Raw genomic sequence first — 17,877 nt, 5'->3', positions numbered from 1 at the left:
CCTACGCGCGGGATCATGCCGTCCTGTCGGCGGCGTGCGACCAAACGCTCCGCCACCGTCAGCGCCCTTGCGCCATCCGCGTCCTCGGGCTCAGGTGAAGATGTCGTCCGCGGACGTCACAGTCACCGCACGCCGGATCCAGGTCTCCAACTGGTGGAGGTCGGAGCATCGCGTGATCCGGTCGCGGGCGTCAGGGGAGATCTCCAGCCCCCGGGCGTCGAGCACGGCCAGGATCGCCGCCGCCTCACCCTCCGCGCGACCTTCCTGAAGCCCTTCTTGGCGGCCTTCCTGAAGCCCTTCTTGGCGGCCTTCCTGAAGCCCCTCTTGGCGGCCCCGGTCGATCCAGTGGGAAAGGTACTGGCCGGCCATGCTCTCGTATTCGTGGCTCGTCGTGGTCACGATCTCCTCCAGGTGCTTGCGCGCCACAGTGGGTAGCACGGAGAACACGTAGTTGAAATATAACTTGGCCCGGTCCTCGTCCAGCGTCTCCAGCGCCGCGACCATGGCCTCCAGTGCCAGCCCGATCTCAGGTCGTTCGGCGTGTGCGGTGGCGGACAGCACGGCCAGTTCGGGGCAGCTGCGTGCCCGGTCGGGGTCGGTGATCAGTGGGATGCGGCCGGGGTGGACGGCCAGGGGGGTGATGGTGCCACTGGGGCCGAGCGGGATGGGGCGTTCGCTCCAGCGGGCCATCGGCGGATCGGGGCAGATGACCATCAGGGCGGTGGCGCACTCCAGGCGGGCGCGGAGGGCGGTGACGTAGACCGGCCAGCTGAATCGCTTTCTTGCGTCGTGGCGGTTCTGTATCTCCACGATCAGTGCGAGTTGGGCGGCGCCTCCGGTGTCGCGCAGTACGACGACAGAGTCGGCGCGGAACTCTACTGGGACGAGTTGGGTGCAGTCGACGGCTTCGACGGCGGCGGTGGCGAATGGGGGTGGTTGGACACCTGCGGCGTCACGGAGGAGTTCCACAGCGGTCATGGGGCTGTTGCGGATGAACTCGATGGGCATCTCATGGTCGATTCCCGGCATGGGCGGGACATTACCCTTAGGGGTTGGTCGGTTACTGTTCGTGCCGTCGCGATGGGGTGGCACCTTTCCATCCGGGAGGAAGTTTCCCCTTGGGAGTGGGGCCGGAGAGCCCTCGCGAGGCGGGGCATCCTCACCGCGGCCATCTTCACACGATCGTCAAATCACAAGTCAGGAGATCTGACAAAAGATCTCAACAAATTCGCGGCATGGTCTCTACAGGTCGCATTGCACAAATCGGTAAGCTGCCACCCATGCGTGCGCCGTCCGGATACCAGCTCGCCGCGAGGTATCGGCTTGTCGAGCCGGTCGGGCGCGGCGGCATGGGCACCGTCTGGCGCGCACGCGACGAACTGCTCGACCGTGACGTGGCGGTCAAGGAGGTACGACTCCCGCTCGTCCTGGACGAGGACCTGCGGGCCGAGCTGTGCGCGCGGACCGAACGCGAGGGCCGGGCGACCGCCATGGTCGCCCATCCGTCGGTCATCACGGTCTTCGACGTCATCACCGAGGACGACCGGCCGTGGATCGTGATGGAGCTCCTCCGTGCGCAGTCCCTGGAGGAGCTCGTCCGGCGGGAGGGCCCGCTGCCGCCCCAGCGGGTGGCCGAGATCGGCCGGCAGGTGCTCGGCGCCCTGCGTGCCGTCCACGCGAAGGGCATCCTGCACCGGGACGTGAAGCCGAGCAACGTGCTCGTGACCGACGACAGGTCCGTCCTGACCGACTTCGGGCTGGCCGCTCTCGAAGGGGACGTCTCCATCACGCAGGCGGGCATCGTGCTCGGCTCCGCCGGTTATATCGCGCCCGAGCGTGTCCTGGGGGCCAAGGCGAGCCCGGCCGCCGACCTGTGGTCGCTCGGCGCCACGCTGTACACCGCGGTCGAGGGCCGTGGGCTGCACGGCCGCCGTACGGCCGCGGCCGCGCTGGCCGCGCTGACCAGCGGCGCGCCGATCCCGATGGAGCGGGCCGGCCCCCTCGCGCCGGTTCTGCGCGGCCTGCTGCAGATCGACCCGGACGCCAGGCTCGACGGAGTGCGGGCCGCGGTGGCGCTCGCGCGCATCGCCGCGGGAGGCACCGGGGAGGAGCCGATCACGCACCGGCCCGTCCGGCCTTCGCCGCCGCCCGCCCTGCCGCCCGCGATCCGCAGGCCCACGCACCGGGGCCAGCACCGCGCGGAGTCGCGCCCCGTGGTGAGGACGTCCCCGCACAGCTTCCCGCGCGAACTCCGCGAGGACATGACCGGGATCCCCGCCCAGCGGCGCCGTCCCACCGAAGGCGTCCACCGGAAGCCGTCCGAGCGCCCGAAGACGCGGAACTCGATGGCGCAGAGGTTGCGCACGGTCATCCAGGTGATCCTGCCCCGGCGTTTCTGGCCGAGAAATTTTCTCAACTAACCAGAAAGCGTTCCGCGAGGAGGAATCGCTATCTTTCTTCTCATGGGGAGCAGATTGCTCATCGATCGGTACGAACTGACCACCACGCTGGGACGCGGCACGATGGGCACCGTCTGGCGGGCCTTCGACCGCACGCTGGGGCGTGACGTCGCCGTCAAGGAGATCCGCCAGGACCCGTCGCTCAGCGCCGGGCAGCGGCGGGAGCTACGAGAACGCATGATCCGTGAGGGCCGCGCCGCCGCACGGGTCAGCCACCCCTCCGTCGCCACGATCTACGACGCGATCGAGGTCGACGGCAGTCCGTGGATCATCATGGAGCTCGTCGAGGGCAGGTCCCTCGAGCAGGTCATCGAGGACGAGGGGCCGTTGCCGCCCCGGCTGGTGGCCGAGGTCGGCTTCGATCTGCTCGCCGCGCTCCGCGCGGCGCACCTCCAGGGCGTCCTGCACCGGGATGTGAAGCCGAGTAACGTGCTGATCACCGAGACCGGCCGGGTCGTGCTGACCGACTTCGGGATCGCCAAGGCGGAGGGCGACAGCGCCCTGACCAAGACCGGCATGGTGATCGGCTCTCCCGGTTACACCGCGCCGGAGCGGGCCCGCGGGGATCACACGGGGCCCGAGTCCGACCTCTGGTCGCTCGGCGCGACCTTGTACTTCGCGGTCGAGGGCCGGCCGGCGTACGAGCGGGCCTCGGTCGCCGAGACCCTCAGCGCGCTGATGACGGAGTCCGCCGACCCGCCCACCCAGGCCGGGCCGCTCCGGCCCGTTCTCGACGGCCTGCTGGAGAAGGACCACACCGTACGGCTCACGCCGGAACGCGCGGCGGCGATGTTGCGCACGGTGGCCGACACACCCGTCGGCGCGATGCCGGTCGCCACCCCGCCGGTGAAGCAGCTGGAGCGCGAGCGGCCCAGGAAGCGCACGGACGCGGAGGCCCCGGCGGGACACGAGGACGCCGGGTCCGAGCCGCCCGGCGAGGAGTACCAGGCCGACCAGACCATGGTGGTCATCCGTCCCAAGGCCGGGCTCCGCCTGCCGCCCGGCCCGGGATCCGCGCGGCCGCCCGCCCCCGAACCGGCCCGACCGCCGCAGAGCCCCGCACCCGCCGCACCGCCGATGCCTCCGGTACCTTCGGCCCACGCGGCACCACCGGCGCCTTCCGCGCAGCCGGGGCCCGCATGGCAGGGACCCGGACCGGCAGCGGGACCGGCAGCGGGACGGGTCGGAGGCGCGGCGGACGCGGGCGGACGCGATGACACGACCGTCGCGGGCCGGCTGCCCGGCCTGGCGCCGCGCGTCCAGGGCCCGCCGCCGCCCGCCACCCAGATGCCCGTCGCGCACCTGCCCCAGGGACCCGCCGCCGGACCCGCCGCCGGACCGGGAGGCGTACCGTCAGGCGTACCGGGGGGTGGCCTCGGCACGGACCTGTTCGCCATGCACGCCACCCCGGCACCCGATCGGGGCGGCCGGGTCAGGGTGCTCCTGCTGATGGGGCTCGCGGTCGTCGCGTTCCTCGTCCTGGTCGTCCTCGCCATGACCGCGCTGAGCGGCTAGGGAACGCTCTACGTCATCGCGGTGGGGGCGACCTCCCGCGTGAAGAAGGTCATCAGTTCCTCACTCCGCTCGAAGAGGGAGGACAGCACGGCGCGCGTGTGGCGTACCACGTCGGGGTCGATGATGCGCCGGGCACCCGTGTGCACGCCGCTCTCGTCGTAGAGGACCTCGTACATCCGGTCCCCCCGGAGGATCACCAGCTCGGGCAGCGGTGCGGCACGTTCCATCTCGGCCACCGCCGATCCGGACAGCACCCGGATCCGCTCACCCGCCGCCACCCGCTCGACGAACGCGTGCATCTCCCATCGCATGTACGGCGTGAGCGGGGTCTCGACGATCCGGACCCGCCGGAACTCGGCATGGCTGCGGTAGTACTCGATCAGTGATTCCCGTGTCTCCTTGAGCAGCGCGAGCGAGCGATCCCAGTCGCCCTCCCGCAACGCGACCCAGCTCGGAAAGTCCTCCTCGTCGAAGTGCTGGGCCCGCTCCAGCTTGATCGCCGGCTCCGCCACCGACGCGTACACCTCGGCGAACTCGGCCTGATAGACCTCGACGGAAAGCGTTCGCGCCGGCGCGTTCCGCACCGTGTCGACGAAATCCATGTCTCCCCTTCGGCTCGACGGCCCGTGGCCCCGATCCACTCCTGCCGTTCCCCCGGAACCCGAACCGGCGGAAACGTGCCGGTGGACACGCCGGCCTCCAGCGTGTCCACCGTCCATCCGTACGGCCGTCAGTTCGAGTTACCGTTGCTGGCCGGCCACCCCGTCGTCTCGATCTTGTCGAGCCTGCGGATCAGGATCTGTTCCTTCTTCTCGCTCTCGCCCTCGTCGGGGAGATCGGGAACGATGTCGTCCGACTTCACGGCACGGCCCTTCTCTCGGAGTCTCGTCAAGACTCACGATCAGCAAATTCCACAAGTGAGTCAAGATCTAGTCGCGGCCGCAGACGACGCAGTCGCCCCGGGACGGATACCGCACGTAGACATGATCATCAGGAGCCACCAGATTCACGCCGTGCACATAGCCGGGAGGGACCTCGGGCACGCCGGTGAGCAACGTGATCACGCCCTGGGCGACGAGGAGGCCGGAGATCCCGGCGGACGTGGCGATCACGCCGGGCCACGCGAAGTCGGTCACGTGGCCGCGTTCCTTCCCTTCCGCGAGAAAGCACTCGAAGCAGGGATAGCCCGGCGCGAAGACCCCCACCGACACCTGCGGCCCCGCATATCCCCCGCCGACCCAGGGGATCCCCGCCGCCGCGGACGCCCGGTTCGCCCAGCGCCGGATCCCTCCCTGTACGCGCGGCTCGTCGGCGCACAGAGCGAGGACGTCGCAGCCCGCGATCAGCTCGGCCAGCTCCTCCTGGCTGCCGATCCGCCGGATCTCACCCGTTATCTCGATGTCCGAATTGATCTCTCGCATGCGGGCGAGAGCGGCCTCCACCTTCGCCCGGCCGATGTCGGCCTCGCCGAAGAGCATCTGCCGGTTCAGGTTCGACAGCTCCACCTCGTCGGGGTCCACGCAGTGGATCGCGCCCACACCCGCCGCGGCGAGCGCCCACGCCGCGTGGCAGCCGGTGCCGCCCATGCCGAGCACGACGACGCGGGACCGCCGCAGCCGTAGTTGCGGCTCCCACCGATGTTCCCTCGGCCGCAGGTCGATCCACCGGAAGTAGTCGGCGTTCCTGCTGTATCGCGTGCGCTGCCGCGCGTTGAGTTGCTCGGGCACCGGCGCGTCCGCGTCCTCGACGTGCCCGGAGGCCAGCAGCGTGTCCACGACCCCTTCGACATCCCGCCCGGGGAACCGCCGCCGGAGGCACTCGACGACCTCCTGCCGGTCCCTGCTGCCGTCCATGAGTTCCAGGGCCGCCCAGGCGCAGCCGTACGGGTCGGAGATCTCCGAGGCCAGCCCGTAGATCTCCCCTCCGATCCGGATCGTGCGCTCGCCGGAGCGGTACGGCTGATGTTCGGGCTTCACCCGCGGACGTCGCACCCGCCCTCCCCGGTCACCATCCCCTTGCTCGCGAAGTCAAGGCGACTTTGCCGGATAAGTCATGACATGACAAGGCGTGGACATCACCCGTTCCTTCACCAGCCGGGCGAAGCGGTCCTCCGCGGTCTTGATAGGACTGGGACATGGACGACTTCCGGATCGAGCACGACTCCATGGGTGAGGTTCGGGTGCCCGCCGCGGCCAAATGGCGGGCGCAGACCCAGCGGGCCGTGGAGAACTTCCCCGTCTCAGGGCGGGGCCTCGAACCCGCGCACATCTCCGCGCTCGGCCACATCAAGGCCGCCTGCGCCACCGTCAACGCCGCGTACGGAATCCTCGACGAGGACATGGCGCGGGCCGTACGGGAGGCGGCGGACGAGGTCGCGGCCGGGCGGTGGAACGACCAGTTCCCCGTCGACGTCTTCCAGACCGGCTCCGGTACCTCGTCCAACATGAACGCCAACGAGGTGATCGCCACCCTCGCGGAGGAGCGGCTGGGCCGGCCGGTCCACCCCAACGACCACGTCAACGCGGCGCAGTCGTCCAACGACGTGTTCCCCTCGTCGATCCACATCGCGGCCACCCAGGCGGTCACCCACGACCTGACCCCCGCGCTCGAGCACCTCGCGACCGCGCTCGAGGAGAAGTCGGTCGAGTTCGCCGACGTCGTGAAGTCCGGCAGGACCCACCTGATGGACGCCACCCCGGTCACGCTCGGCCAGGAGTTCCGCGGATACGCCACGCAGATGGAACTGGGCATCGAGCGGATCCAGGCGGTGCTCCCCCGGCTCGCCGAGTTGCCGCTGGGCGGCACCGCCGTCGGCACCGGCATCAACACGCCCGATCCGGCCTGGGCCGGCACGGTGATCGAGGAGCTGAGCCGCTCGACCGGCCTGCCGTTCACCGAGGCCAGGGACCACTTCGAGGCGCAGGGCGCCAGGGACGGCCTGGTCGAGCTGTCCGGCGCGCTCAAGGTGATCGCCGTGTCCCTGAACAAGATCGCCAACGATCTGCGCTGGATGGGGTCGGGTCCGCGGGCCGGGCTCGGAGAGATCAACCTGCCCGACCTCCAGCCCGGGTCGTCGATCATGCCGGGCAAGGTGAACCCGGTGATCCCGGAGGCGGTCACGATGGTCGCCGCGCAGGTGATCGGCAACGACGCCACCATCACGATGGCGGGCGCCTCCGGCGCGTTCGAGCTCAACGTGATGCTCCCGGTGATGGCCCGCAACGCGCTGGAGTCGATCCGGCTGCTCGCGAACGTCTCCCGGCTGCTGGCCGAGCGGTGCGTACGCGGGATCACCGCCAACGTGGACCGGCTCAGGGAGTACGCCGAGTCGTCCCCGTCGATCGTCACCCCGCTGAACCGCTACCTGGGGTACGAGGATGCCGCCAAGATCGCCAAGCAGGCCCTCGCCGAGCGCAAGACGATCCGGCAGGTGGTCGTCGAACGCGGTCACGTGGCGAACGGCACCCTCACCGAGAAGCAGCTGGACGAGGTCCTCGACGTCCTGTCCATGACCCGGCCCGCGTGACCCGCACCCGCGGCGCCGCGCGAACCACGGCGCCGGACCACGACACGCCCGCCACGACACGCCCGCCACGATTGCGCCCGCCACGGCACGTCGGCCGCGGCGCCTCGACCACATAGAAGGGGACCGATATATGTCCATGGCCACCATGGGCCGGTCGCTTCGTGATTCCTAGGGTTGGTCGTCATGACGAGCCTTGAGGGGCGGACGGCCCTGGTCACGGGCGGGGGCAGTGGCATCGGCCGGGCATGCGCCCTCCGGCTCGCGGCCGCGGGCGCGCGCGTGGTGGTCGCCGACATGAACGCCGAGAGCGCCGCCGAGGTCGCCGCCGAGGTCGGTGGCACCCCGGTCGCCGTCGACCTGTCCGACCCGAGTTTCCTGCACGCCTGGCACGACGTGGCGACCCGGCAGGCGCCGGAGGCGCCGTCGCCGGACGTCCGCCTCACGGCCGACATCGTCGTCAACAACGCGGGCTTCCAGCATGTCGCGCCGATCGAGGAGTTCCCGCCGGAGATCTTCGCCAAGATCCTCAAGGTGATGGTCGAGGCGCCTTTCCTGATCGCCAGGGCCGTCCTGCCCGGCATGTACGAGCGCGGCTGGGGGCGGATCGTCAACATCTCCTCCGTTCACGGCCTGCGCGCCTCGCCGTACAAGTCCGCGTACGTGACGGCCAAGCACGCGCTGGAGGGGTTGTCCAAGGTCATCGCGCTGGAAGGCGCCCCTCACGGCGTGACCTCCAACTGCGTCAATCCCGCGTACGTGCGGACCCCGCTGGTGGAGAACCAGATCGCGGCGCAGGCGCGTACGCACGGGATCGGCCCGGACGAGGTCGTCGAGCAGATCATGCTGGCCCCCGCGGCGATCAAGCGCTTGGTGGAGCCGGATGAGGTCGCCGAGCTGGTGGCCTATCTTTGCGGTCCACAGGGCTCGTTCATCACCGGAGCCTCGATTCCGCTCGACGGAGGATGGAGCGCACGCTGAGGTGAACGTCTATCTCGAACTCCTCGCCCGTGAGGCCTCGGCCGTGGAGTTCGAGGGGCCGGTGCTCCAGGCCCGCGCGGCCGGCCTCGACACGACCGCGCTCGAGGAGGACAAGATAGCGGCCCTGAAGGTCCGGGCCATGCTGCGCAGGAGGGCCAAGCGCGAGGCCGAGCTGTCGGCACTCTTCGACACCGCGGGCGACCTGGCCGGGCTGACCGACCTCGACGCCGTGCTGGAGGCGATCGTGCAGCGGGCCAGGCGGCTGCTGTCCACCGACATCGCCTACATGACGCTGCACGACCCCGAGCGCGGCGACACCTGCATGCGGGTCACCGACGGCTCCATCTCGGCGCGCTTCCGCGAACTGCGGCTCGCGATGGGAGCGGGGCTCGGCGGGCTGGTCGCCCAGTCGGGCACGCCGTACAACACGGCGGACTACTTCGCCGACGAGCGATTGCGGCACACGCTCACGATCGACGAGGCGGTGCACGAGGAGGGCCTGGTCGCGATCCTCGGCGTGCCGCTGCGGCTCGGCACGCAGGTCATCGGTGTGCTGTTCGCGGCCAACCGCAGCGCCCGGCCCTTCGTCCAGGAGGAGGTGGCGCTGCTCTGCTCGCTGGCCGCGCACGCCGCCGTCGCGATCGACACCGCGCGGCTGCTCCAGGAGACGCGGGCGGCCCTCGCCGAGCTGAGCGGCGCCAACACCGTGATCAGCGCGCACAGCGAGGCCATCGAGCGGGCCGCCGACGCGCACGACCGGATGACCGGGCTGGTGCTTCGCGGCGGCGGCGTGGAGGACGTCGCCGCGGTCGTCACCGAGGTGCTCGGAGGCACCGTCACGGTCCTCGACGACGAGGGCCGCCCGCTGGTGGGCCAGGCCGCCGACCTCGATTCCGGCGTCTTCGACGCCGCCCAGTCCTCACGCGCGCTCGGCCGTACGGTCAAACGGGGCGGCGCCTACGTGGCGTCGGTGGACGTGGGGGCGGCGCCGCTGTGCACGCTGGTGCTGCGGACCGAGCAGCTCGTGGCCGCCGCCGACCAGCGCATCCTGGAGCGGGCCGCGATCGTCACCGCGCTGCTGCTGCTGTTCCGGCGCAGCGTGGCCGAGGCCGAGGGCCGGGTACGCGGCGAGCTGCTCGACGACCTGATCTCCCGGCCCGACCTCACCGGGCTCGGTGACCGGGCGCGCAGGCTGGGCGTGGACCTCGACCGGCCGCATGTGCTCGTCGTCACCCGCCACGAGGGGCAGCGGGAGCGCGCCGCCTTCTGGGCGTCGTCGCAGGCCGCGCTCGCCCACGGTCTGGCCACCACGCGCGGGGACGAGGTCGTGCTGCTGCTGCCGGGTGACAAACCCGGCGCGGTCGCGCGCCGCGTCGCCCGCGAGCTGAGCTCCTCGCTCGGCCGTCCCGCCACCGCGGGGGCCGCGCGGGCGGCGGGGACCGTCTCCTCCGCCGTGTCCGCCGCCTACCGCGAGGCGCAGCGCTGCGCGGACGCCCTGATCGCGCTCGGGCGGTCCGGGCACGGCGCGAGCGCGGAGGAACTCGGCTTCGTCGGCCTGCTGATGGGCGAGGGGCGGGACGCCTCGGGCTTCCTGACGTCCGCGCTCGGCCCGGTCCTGGACTACGACGGGCGGCGCGGGACGGCGCTGATCAGGACCCTGACCGCCTACTTCGGCGCGGGCGGCTCGCTGTCGCGTACGGCCGACGCCCTGCACATCCACGTGAACACGGTGACGCAGCGGCTCGACCGGGTGGCCCAGCTCCTGGGACCGGACTGGCAGGAGCCGGAGCGCGCCCTGGAGATCCAGCTCGCCCTGCGCCTGTACCGCCTCCGGAGCCACATAACCGACGGGTGAGGTATGTGCCGACCGGCCATAGGAGTGACATGCGTCACACCATATGTTTGGCCGCACCCCCCACCCGAGGAGTTCCCCGTGGCCAACGAAACACGGACCCCGATCGGCAAGGTCGTCAGCGCCAGCCTGATCGGCACCACGATCGAGTGGTACGACTTCTTCCTCTACGGCTCGGCCGCCGCACTCGTGTTCAACAAGCTGTTCTTCCCGGCCGAGGACGCCCTGACCGGCACGCTGCTCGCGTTCCTCACGTACGCCGTCGGTTTCGCCGCCCGGCCTATCGGCGGCCTGATCTTCGGTCACTACGGCGACCGGCTGGGCCGCAAGCGGCTGCTCGTGGTCAGCCTTCTGATGATGGGCGGCGCGACCGTCCTGATCGGCTGCCTGCCGACCTACGCGACACTTGGCGCGGCGGCTCCCCTGCTGCTCACCGCGCTGCGGCTGGTGCAGGGCTTCGCCCTGGGCGGCGAGTGGGGCGGCGCGGTCCTGCTGGTCTCCGAGCACGGCGACCCCAAGCGGCGCGGCCTGTGGGCCTCCTGGCCCCAGGCCGGCGCGCCAGGCGGAAACCTGCTGGCCACGGGGGTGCTCGCGATCCTCGCGGCCGTCCAGTCCGACGAGACGTTCCTCGCCTGGGGCTGGCGGATCCCGTTCCTGCTCTCCGGCCTTCTGGTGTTCGTCGGACTGTGGATCCGGCTCACCGTCACGGAGTCGCCCGTGTTCAAGGAGGCGCTGGCCAACCAGGCTCCCGAGCAGAAGGCCCCGATCGTCGATGTGCTGCGCCATCACTGGCGTGACGTCCTGGTGGCGATCGGCGCGCGGCTCGCCGAGAACGTCTCCTACTACGTGATCACGGCGTTCGTCCTCGTGTACGCCACCACCGCCGCGGACATGCCCAAGCAGACCGCGCTCAACGCGGTGCTGATCGCCTCCGCGGTCCACTTCGTGACCATCCCGATGTGGGGGGCGCTCTCCGACCGGCTGGGCCGCCGTCCCGTCTATCTGATCGGCGCGGTCGGCGTCGGCCTCTGGGCGTTCGCCTTCTTCCCGCTCGTCGACAGCGGGTCGTTCGCCCTGGCGACGGTCGCGGTGACCGTCGGCCTGCTCTTCCACGGGGCGATGTACGGCCCGCAGGCCGCGTTCTTCTCCGAGCTGTTCGCCACCAGGATGCGCTACTCCGGCGTGTCCGTGGGCTACCAGCTCGCCTCGATCGTGGCCGGGGCGCTCGCCCCGATCATCGCGGTCGCCCTGCTCAAGGAGTACGCCTCCGGCGTCCCGATCGCCATCTACGTCGCCGTCTCGGCGGTGGTCACGGTGATCGCCGTGGTCGCGGCCAAGGAGACCCGCGACCGTGACCTCACCGCCGTCGAGCCGACCTCCGGGTCACGACGGGCCTCCACGGCCCGCGTCGGCCAAGAGACCTGAGAAACGTGACGATGTGACACCCCGACCCCGCCTACCTGGAGCCGCACCATGATCTCAGCCGAGCGCATCAGCACCGCGCGTTCGACCCTCAACGTCCTCTCCGTGCCGGGGACCACCGGCGAACCCGTGCTGTTCGTCCACGGGAACGTGTCGTCGAGTGCCTTCTGGCGCTCGACCATGCTCGCGCTGCCCGCCGGTTTCCGCCCGCTCGCCGTCGACCTGCGCGGGTTCGGCGACTCCGACCCGGCGCCGGTGGACGCGACCCGCGGACTGCGCGACTACTCCGACGACGTCCTGTCGCTCCTCGACGTGATCGGCGCCGCCCATCTGGTGGGCTGGAGCATGGGCGGCGGCGTCGTCCTCCAGGCGCTCCGCGACCGGCCGGAAGCGGTCAGGAGCGCCACACTGGTCAACCCGGTCTCGCCGTACGGGTTCGGCGGGACGACGGGGCCGGACGGCGTCCTGACGCACCCGGACGGCACCGGCGCCGGCGGCGGCGCCGCCAATCCCGACTTCGTGGCGGCTCTGCGGGCGGGCGACCGGTCTGCGGACTCCCCGGTGTCGCCGCGTACGGTGCTCCGCACGGCCTACGTGGTCCCGGGAGCCGATCTGGGCGACGACGAGGACGCCTTCGTCGAGTCGATGTTGTCCACCCGGCTGGGCGACGACCACTATCCGGGTGACACGGTGACCGCGGCCGCCTGGCCGGGCGTCGCGCCGGGCAAGCGCGGCGTGCTCAACACGATGGCGCCGACCTACTTCCGGATCGACGACCTGCACACCGTCGACCCGAAGCCGCCCATCCTGTGGATCAGGGGCACCGAGGACGTGATCGTCTCCGACACGTCGCTGTTCGACCTGGTCCATCTGGGGGCGATCGGCGTGGTACCCGGCTGGGACGGCACGCCCGCCCAGCCGATGGTCACCCAGACGCGGGCGGCGCTCGACCGCTACGGGAACTACCGGGAGGTCGCGATCCCCGGCTGCGGCCACAGCCCGCACATCGAGAAGCCGGCCGAGTTCCGCGCGGCGCTCACCGCTCAGCTGAGCGCGGCGTAGCCCGGGATCCTGGCGGCGATCCTCCGGAACAACGAGGGGGTGGGCCGCGTACCGGCCGGCCGCACCCTGACGTGCCCCCGGAAACCCACCTCCAGCGTGAACCGCAGATCGACGTCCTTGCCCTCCGTCCGAAGCCCCGGCCGCCACGCGCCGGGGCCGAGGCAGCCCTCGCCGCCCAGCCTGCGTACGGGCACCTTCGCGATCAACTGGCCGGCCAGCCGTCCGGGCACGCCGGGCTCGACGAGGGCGGGGACCGTCATGCCCCGCCCCCGGCCGCCCATCTGGCGGAGCACCAGCTCGACCGCGGGACCGCCGCTCGGCGGCACGTACGGCACCGGCACCACGACGTACACGTCGTCGTCGCTGTGGGTGACCGAGGCGCGGGGCGACACCAGGGCGATGGACTCGGGGAAGGACTGCGGCTCTACGCAGACGCTGAGCTCGCCCCTCCCCGACCAGCACGGCATGACCAGCCGCCGGGGATAGTCCGCGAGGACGCCCGCGCAGTTCATCGGCGCCTCCGCCCTGGCGACCCTGGTGCGGGCCGGGTGGACACCGCGCATCCGCACGTGCACCTCCCACAGGCCGGGACGCAGCGGGCGCCCGAGCGCGGCGGATCCCACGTCGAGCCGGGCCTGGCCGACAGCCCACACCCGGACCCCGTCGCCGTCGCGACCGTGCTGGACGGTGCTGGTCACCGGGAGGAAGTAGACGACGCCGGTCTGCGCGTCCCGGACGTAGACCTCCATCCGCGCCCGCCGCGCCGCCTCCGTCACGTCGGCCATCTCGGGGGCGAGCAGTCCCTCGATGGGAGTCGGCGGCATCCAGTACAGGCGGCCGTTCTCCGCGTGGAACCGCAGCGGTGCGCCGCCCGCGTCGACGATCTCGACGGCCAGGTCCATGGTGAGCACGCTCTGGTCCCAGCGGACTTCCTGCAGCTCGGCGCGCAACCGGGTCCCGCGTGACGCCGCGGCGAGCCTGGCCAGTTCCTCCTGGCGGCCCGCCCGCAGCAGCGCGGCACGGGCCCGCAGGTGCACCGGAAGGTACGCGTCGAGCCGCGCGGGCACGCGCTCCTGGACGAGTTCCCTGAGCCGGGCGAACAGGACCGTCCGGTGGTGGTCACCGGTCGCCTCGAACCGGGCGCCGCCGAGCCGGCGCAGCCCGAGCACGCGGAACCAGTGGGCCTGGATCCGGTCGCGCCGCTGCCCGGGCGGCGTGTACGCCTCGACGATCTCGAGGATGGTCCGCAGCCCGGCGACCAGCGCGGCGGGATCCTCCTGCCCGTCCTCCCGGGGGGTGGCGACCTGGCAGCAGATCTGCCCGGCGTGGATCGCGATGGCCCGCGCGGCGAGGTAGGCGTGGGTGACGAACGCCTGCTCGGCCAGCGGACGGTCGGGGAAGCGGATCTGGTTCTCGGCGAGGAAGCCCATCCGGAACAGCTTGTGCGCCGTCGGCAGGCCCAGCAGGCGGTCACGGAGGACGTCCGCGCGCTCCCTGCTGCCGGTGAAGGCCGAAAGCGGCGTCCCCTCCCCCGCCAGCCTTCCCACGAGCACGTCGGCGCCGGACCGCATGGCCATGCCGTACATGTTCTGGAGGGCGCTGTGCTCCAGCCGGTCGTACTGGTTCATGAAGTACACGTAGTCGCCGCGGGCGACGGAGAGGGCGACGTTACGGCCTCTCGTGGGACCGCCGCTGTGGTCCAGGTGGAGCACCCGGACGTTCTCGCGCACGCCGGCCACGGTGTCCAGCTGCTCGCGGGTGCCGTCCGTGGAACCGTCGTCCGCGAAGATCACTTCGTACTGCTCCGCGGGCAGCGACTGCTCCAGCAGGGAGCGCACGCACGCGTCGAAGGCGTCGTCCGCCGGCCCGGGATCGCAGACGGAGACCACAACACTGACCTTCACACCCATGACGCCAAGGGTGCCCGGCGAACGGGGCGGACTCCGCGGTCTTGCCGAAAGGTCGACCAAACCTGACCAGGGCTAGGGACGCGCTCAGTACCAGCCGGTGGCCTGGGAGTGGCCCCAGGCGCCGCACGGGGTCTTGTAGCGGCCGGCGATGTAGCCCAGGCCCCACTTGATCTGGGTGGCGGCGTTGGTCTGCCAGTCGGACCCGGCGCTCGCCATCTTGCTGCCGGGCAGGGACTGGGGGATGCCATAGGCGCCGCTGTAGCGGTTCATCGCCCGCTCGTTCCAGTGGCTCTCCTTGTCCCAGAGCCGTTCCAGGCAGCCCCACTCGGAGTCGCCCCAGCCGCGCGCGGCGGCCATCTCCCTGCCCAGCGCCTTGTTGCTGCCGGGGTCGGGCTTGGAGCCGGGCGGGAAGTCCGCCGGGTTGAAGCCGCCGCCGCCCGGCGCCTGCTTCGGGATCTTGACGGGGTCGAGGTCGGCCTTGGGCGTGTCCCGGCTCGCCTTCAGCCGGGCCTCCTTGAGCGACTGCGCGGCCTGCGCCTTCATCGCGTCGATCGCGGGATTGGCGACGGAGGGGTCCCCGGCGAGCAGTTCGGGAAGCGACACCGGGTTGGGCGGGGTGTTCGCGTTCTCGATCGCCGTACGGACGAGGAGCGTGGTGGCCCCGCCGACCAGGACCAACGTCACGCCGATGATGATGACGCGCTTGGGGGTCAGCAGGCTCGGACCCGACCGACGCTTGGAACGGGAACGCGACGGGCGCTCTCTCAGCTGCTGACCAGAACTCACGACCTATGAGCTTGCCCTGTACCCGGGGGTGTCGCGCAACCCAAACAATAAAGTCCGTTGGTGAATTCTTTGCCCTAACCGCCCGGTACGTGGGCTTTCCTGAAACATGTGATATTCATCACACGGGTCCGCCCCTCGGACCCCCGCGCCGAAGGGAGGACCCTTTCGCGAGCTTGCACGCCGTTCGTCCTGACCAGGTGCGCGCCGCGTTACGGTTTCATGACACCCTCAGGAATTCCCGACATACAGTCCATAATGTCCGCGTGGCTGGCATCCTCCTGGTCGAAGACGACCCCTCCGTTCGCATGGGGCTCGAGCTCGCGCTCACCCGCCAGGGCCACTCCGTGACGGCGTACGCGACGGGGGAAGAGGCCCTGGCCCACGTACGGGCCCGGCGCCCGGAGATCGTGATCCTCGACGTGATGCTCCCGGGCATCGACGGGGTCGAGGTGTGCCGCCGCATCCGCAAGCTGGACTCGCTGCCGGTCATCCTGCTCACCGCGCGGGGCGACGACCTCGACGTGGTCGTGGGTCTGGAGGCCGGCGCCGACGACTACGTGGTCAAGCCGGTGGAGCCACGGGTGCTCGACGCGCGGATCCGGGCCGTCCTGCGGCGCCTGGAGTCCGCCTCCTCCGACCGGATCAGCTTCGGCGACCTGCTGGTGGACCGGGGCGCGCTCAAGGTGACGCACAAGGGACGCGAGATCCACCTCACCCCGACGGAGCTGCGCCTGCTGCTCGAACTGGTCCGCCATCCGGGCCAGGTCCTCAACCGCCGCTACCTGCTCAGGACCGTGTGGGACCACTCCCACGTCGCCGACTCGCGACTGGTCGACGCGTGCGTGCAGCGGATCAGGGCGAAGATAGAGCCGGTGCCGGCCGAGCCGGTCTTCATCCACACCGTCCGCGGCTTCGGATACCGCTTCAGCCCGCCATGAGCTGGGTTCCCACCGGTCTGCGCGGCCGGCTGGTGATCACCTTCCTGCTGGTGGCGATCATCGCCTCCGTGGCCGTGGCCGGGCTCGGCTACCAACTCGTCCGCAGGGAGCTGCTGGACCGGGTGCAGCGGGTCTCGGTCTCCGACATCCGCGACACGCTGTCCCGGGTCGCCCTGCCCGTCGGCGCCAGCGACGTCGTGTGGCCGAGCGACTCCACGGTGACCGACGAGGACCTGGGCGACCTCGTCAACGCGCTCAACGGGCCCGACCGCGCGGTCATCGTCACCTACGGCGGCCACCGGCGCATCAGCCGCGGCTCGCCCTTCACCATGACCGACGTGCCCGACCAGCTCCGCTGGCAGGCCACCCGGCGCCTGGTGTTCCAGCGGCTCAGGCTGAACGACCGGCCGTGGCTGCTGGTCGCCACCCAGATCCACCGCGCCAACCAGAACGGCGTCGTGCGCGGCACCGGCCTGAGCGCGTACGTCTTCGTCTCGCTGAGCGACGAGGAGGGCGTGCTCAACCGGCTGCGGGGATCGCTCCTCCAGGCGGGCGGGATCACGTTGGCGATCGCGCTGACCGTGGCCCTGCTGTCGGCCTGGCAGGTGCTGCTCCCCGTGCGCAGGCTCGGCACCGCCGCGCGCATGCTCGGCGCCGGCGAGCTGCACATCCGGCTCCCCGTACGCGGGAAGGACGAGCTGGCCGAGCTCACCGCCATCTTCAACGAGACGGCGGAGGCGCTGGAGGAGAAGGTGACCGAGCTGCGCACCCTGGAGGCGATGTCCCGGCGCTTCGTCGCCGACGTCTCGCACGAACTGCGCACGCCCCTGACCGCGATGACCGCGGTGACGGACATGCTCTCCGAGGAGGCGGACGGCCTGCCGGACGACGCGGGCGAGGCGGTGCGCATCGTGCTCCACGAGATCGACCGGCTCAAGATCCTCGTGGAGCACCTCATCGAGGTCAGCCGCTTCGACTCCGGCGCCGCCGTACTGCGCAGAGAGAACGTGGACGTGGGCGACACCCTGGCCGACTGCCTGGAGGTACGCGGCTGGGGCGACCAGGTGAAGCTCACCGTCCCGATCGGGCTGATGTTCTCCCTCGACCCCCGGCGCTTCGACGTGATCGTGGCCAACCTCGTCGGCAACGCCCTGCACCACGGGGCCCAGCCGGTGCTGGTGAGCGCCAGAGTACGGCCCAGCGGCCTCCAGGTCACCGTACGCGACCACGGAGAGGGCATCCCGGAGCGGTCCCTCCCCCACGTCTTCGAGCGCTTCTACAAGGCCGGTGCGGGCCGGGCGCGCAGCGTCGGGAGCGGCCTGGGGCTGGCCATCGCCAAGGCCAACGCGGAACTGCACCGCGGCACGATCGAGGTACGACGATGCGACCCCGGCACCCTTTTCACGTTGTGGATCCCCGCGCCGTGAGC

General features: G+C 71.2%; 15 protein-coding genes. 9 read left to right on the top strand and 6 right to left on the bottom strand.

Annotation, left to right across the window (positions count from 1 at the left end; all coding sequences use genetic code 11):
- Positions 1 to 90: 90 nt before the first annotated feature.
- The gene (locus IMZ11_RS01490) at positions 91 to 1,029 is read right to left on the bottom strand and encodes a Yae1 family protein (RefSeq protein WP_228636928.1); all 939 of its coding nucleotides are present in this window, start codon (positions 1,027 to 1,029) and stop codon (positions 91 to 93) included.
- 251 nt (positions 1,030 to 1,280) lie between these two features.
- Here IMZ11_RS01490 and IMZ11_RS01485 point away from each other — a divergent pair, with 251 nt between their 5' ends.
- Together IMZ11_RS01485 and IMZ11_RS45885 are read left to right on the top strand one after the other, a co-directional pair.
- Positions 1,281 to 2,420: a serine/threonine-protein kinase gene (locus IMZ11_RS01485; RefSeq protein ID WP_061258302.1), complete on the top strand. Its 1,140-nt coding sequence runs from the start codon at positions 1,281 to 1,283 to the stop codon at positions 2,418 to 2,420.
- 42 nt (positions 2,421 to 2,462) lie between these two features.
- Complete coding sequence (locus tag IMZ11_RS45885; protein WP_305075844.1) at positions 2,463 to 3,974, top strand: serine/threonine-protein kinase; 1,512 nt, start codon at positions 2,463 to 2,465, stop codon at positions 3,972 to 3,974.
- An 8-nt stretch (positions 3,975 to 3,982) separates the two neighbouring features.
- Here the strand turns inward: IMZ11_RS45885 and IMZ11_RS01475 are convergent, their stop codons facing one another.
- The 3 genes from IMZ11_RS01475 to IMZ11_RS01470 all read right to left on the bottom strand — a co-directional run bounded on the left by IMZ11_RS01475 (position 3,983) and on the right by IMZ11_RS01470 (position 5,965).
- Positions 3,983 to 4,576 carry a DUF6879 family protein gene (locus IMZ11_RS01475; RefSeq protein WP_228636926.1) on the bottom strand — a complete coding sequence of 198 codons (594 nt, stop codon included), beginning with the start codon at positions 4,574 to 4,576 and terminating at the stop codon, positions 3,983 to 3,985.
- Between the two features lie 128 nt (positions 4,577 to 4,704).
- Complete coding sequence (locus IMZ11_RS44950) at positions 4,705 to 4,836, bottom strand: hypothetical protein (protein ID WP_255705887.1); 132 nt, start codon at positions 4,834 to 4,836, stop codon at positions 4,705 to 4,707.
- A 67-nt stretch (positions 4,837 to 4,903) separates the two neighbouring features.
- Entirely contained in the window at positions 4,904 to 5,965 is a 1,062-nt protein-coding gene (locus tag IMZ11_RS01470) for a ThiF family adenylyltransferase (RefSeq protein WP_228636924.1), read from the bottom strand.
- Between the two features lie 143 nt (positions 5,966 to 6,108).
- Between IMZ11_RS01470 and IMZ11_RS01465 the strand changes: the two genes are divergently transcribed.
- From IMZ11_RS01465 to IMZ11_RS01445, 5 genes are all read left to right on the top strand, one after another.
- Positions 6,109 to 7,500, top strand: a complete 1,392-nt coding sequence (locus IMZ11_RS01465) for an aspartate ammonia-lyase (RefSeq protein ID WP_228636922.1) — start codon at positions 6,109 to 6,111, stop codon at positions 7,498 to 7,500.
- A 183-nt stretch (positions 7,501 to 7,683) separates the two neighbouring features.
- Positions 7,684 to 8,478, top strand: a complete 795-nt coding sequence (locus IMZ11_RS01460; RefSeq protein WP_228636920.1) for a 3-hydroxybutyrate dehydrogenase — start codon at positions 7,684 to 7,686, stop codon at positions 8,476 to 8,478.
- A 1-nt stretch (position 8,479) separates the two neighbouring features.
- Positions 8,480 to 10,333: a helix-turn-helix domain-containing protein gene (locus IMZ11_RS01455; RefSeq protein WP_228636918.1), complete on the top strand. Its 1,854-nt coding sequence runs from the start codon at positions 8,480 to 8,482 to the stop codon at positions 10,331 to 10,333.
- 78 nt (positions 10,334 to 10,411) lie between these two features.
- Entirely contained in the window at positions 10,412 to 11,755 is a 1,344-nt protein-coding gene (locus IMZ11_RS01450; RefSeq protein WP_228636915.1) for an MFS transporter, read from the top strand.
- Positions 11,756 to 11,803: 48 nt separating this feature from the next.
- Positions 11,804 to 12,814, top strand: coding sequence for an alpha/beta fold hydrolase (locus IMZ11_RS01445; RefSeq protein WP_228636912.1), 1,011 nt, complete (start codon positions 11,804 to 11,806; stop codon positions 12,812 to 12,814).
- On the opposite strand, the gene IMZ11_RS01440 is transcribed toward IMZ11_RS01445, so the two are convergent.
- Together IMZ11_RS01440 and IMZ11_RS01435 are read right to left on the bottom strand one after the other, a co-directional pair.
- Entirely contained in the window at positions 12,796 to 14,724 is a 1,929-nt protein-coding gene (locus IMZ11_RS01440) for a glycosyltransferase family 2 protein (protein WP_228636910.1), read from the bottom strand. The two genes, IMZ11_RS01445 and IMZ11_RS01440, sit on opposite strands and share 19 nt — an antisense overlap.
- A gap of 84 nt (positions 14,725 to 14,808) precedes the next feature.
- Complete coding sequence (locus IMZ11_RS01435; protein WP_374461946.1) at positions 14,809 to 15,402, bottom strand: lytic transglycosylase domain-containing protein; 594 nt, start codon at positions 15,400 to 15,402, stop codon at positions 14,809 to 14,811.
- A gap of 371 nt (positions 15,403 to 15,773) precedes the next feature.
- On the opposite strand from IMZ11_RS01435, the gene IMZ11_RS01430 reads away from it, so the two are divergent.
- Complete coding sequence (locus tag IMZ11_RS01430; protein WP_082777222.1) at positions 15,774 to 16,448, top strand: response regulator transcription factor; 675 nt, start codon at positions 15,774 to 15,776, stop codon at positions 16,446 to 16,448.
- Positions 16,445 to 17,875: a sensor histidine kinase gene (locus IMZ11_RS01425; protein WP_228636907.1), complete on the top strand. Its 1,431-nt coding sequence runs from the start codon at positions 16,445 to 16,447 to the stop codon at positions 17,873 to 17,875. Before IMZ11_RS01430 ends, IMZ11_RS01425 begins: the two co-directional genes overlap by 4 nt.
- The last annotated feature ends 2 nt before the right edge of the window (positions 17,876 to 17,877 follow it).

This window comes from Microtetraspora sp. AC03309, assembly GCF_020826795.1.
GTDB lineage: Bacteria > Actinomycetota > Actinomycetes > Streptosporangiales > Streptosporangiaceae > Microtetraspora > Microtetraspora glauca.
Note: the sequence above shows the minus strand (reverse complement) of the source record. Positions and strands in the feature narration are given on the sequence as shown.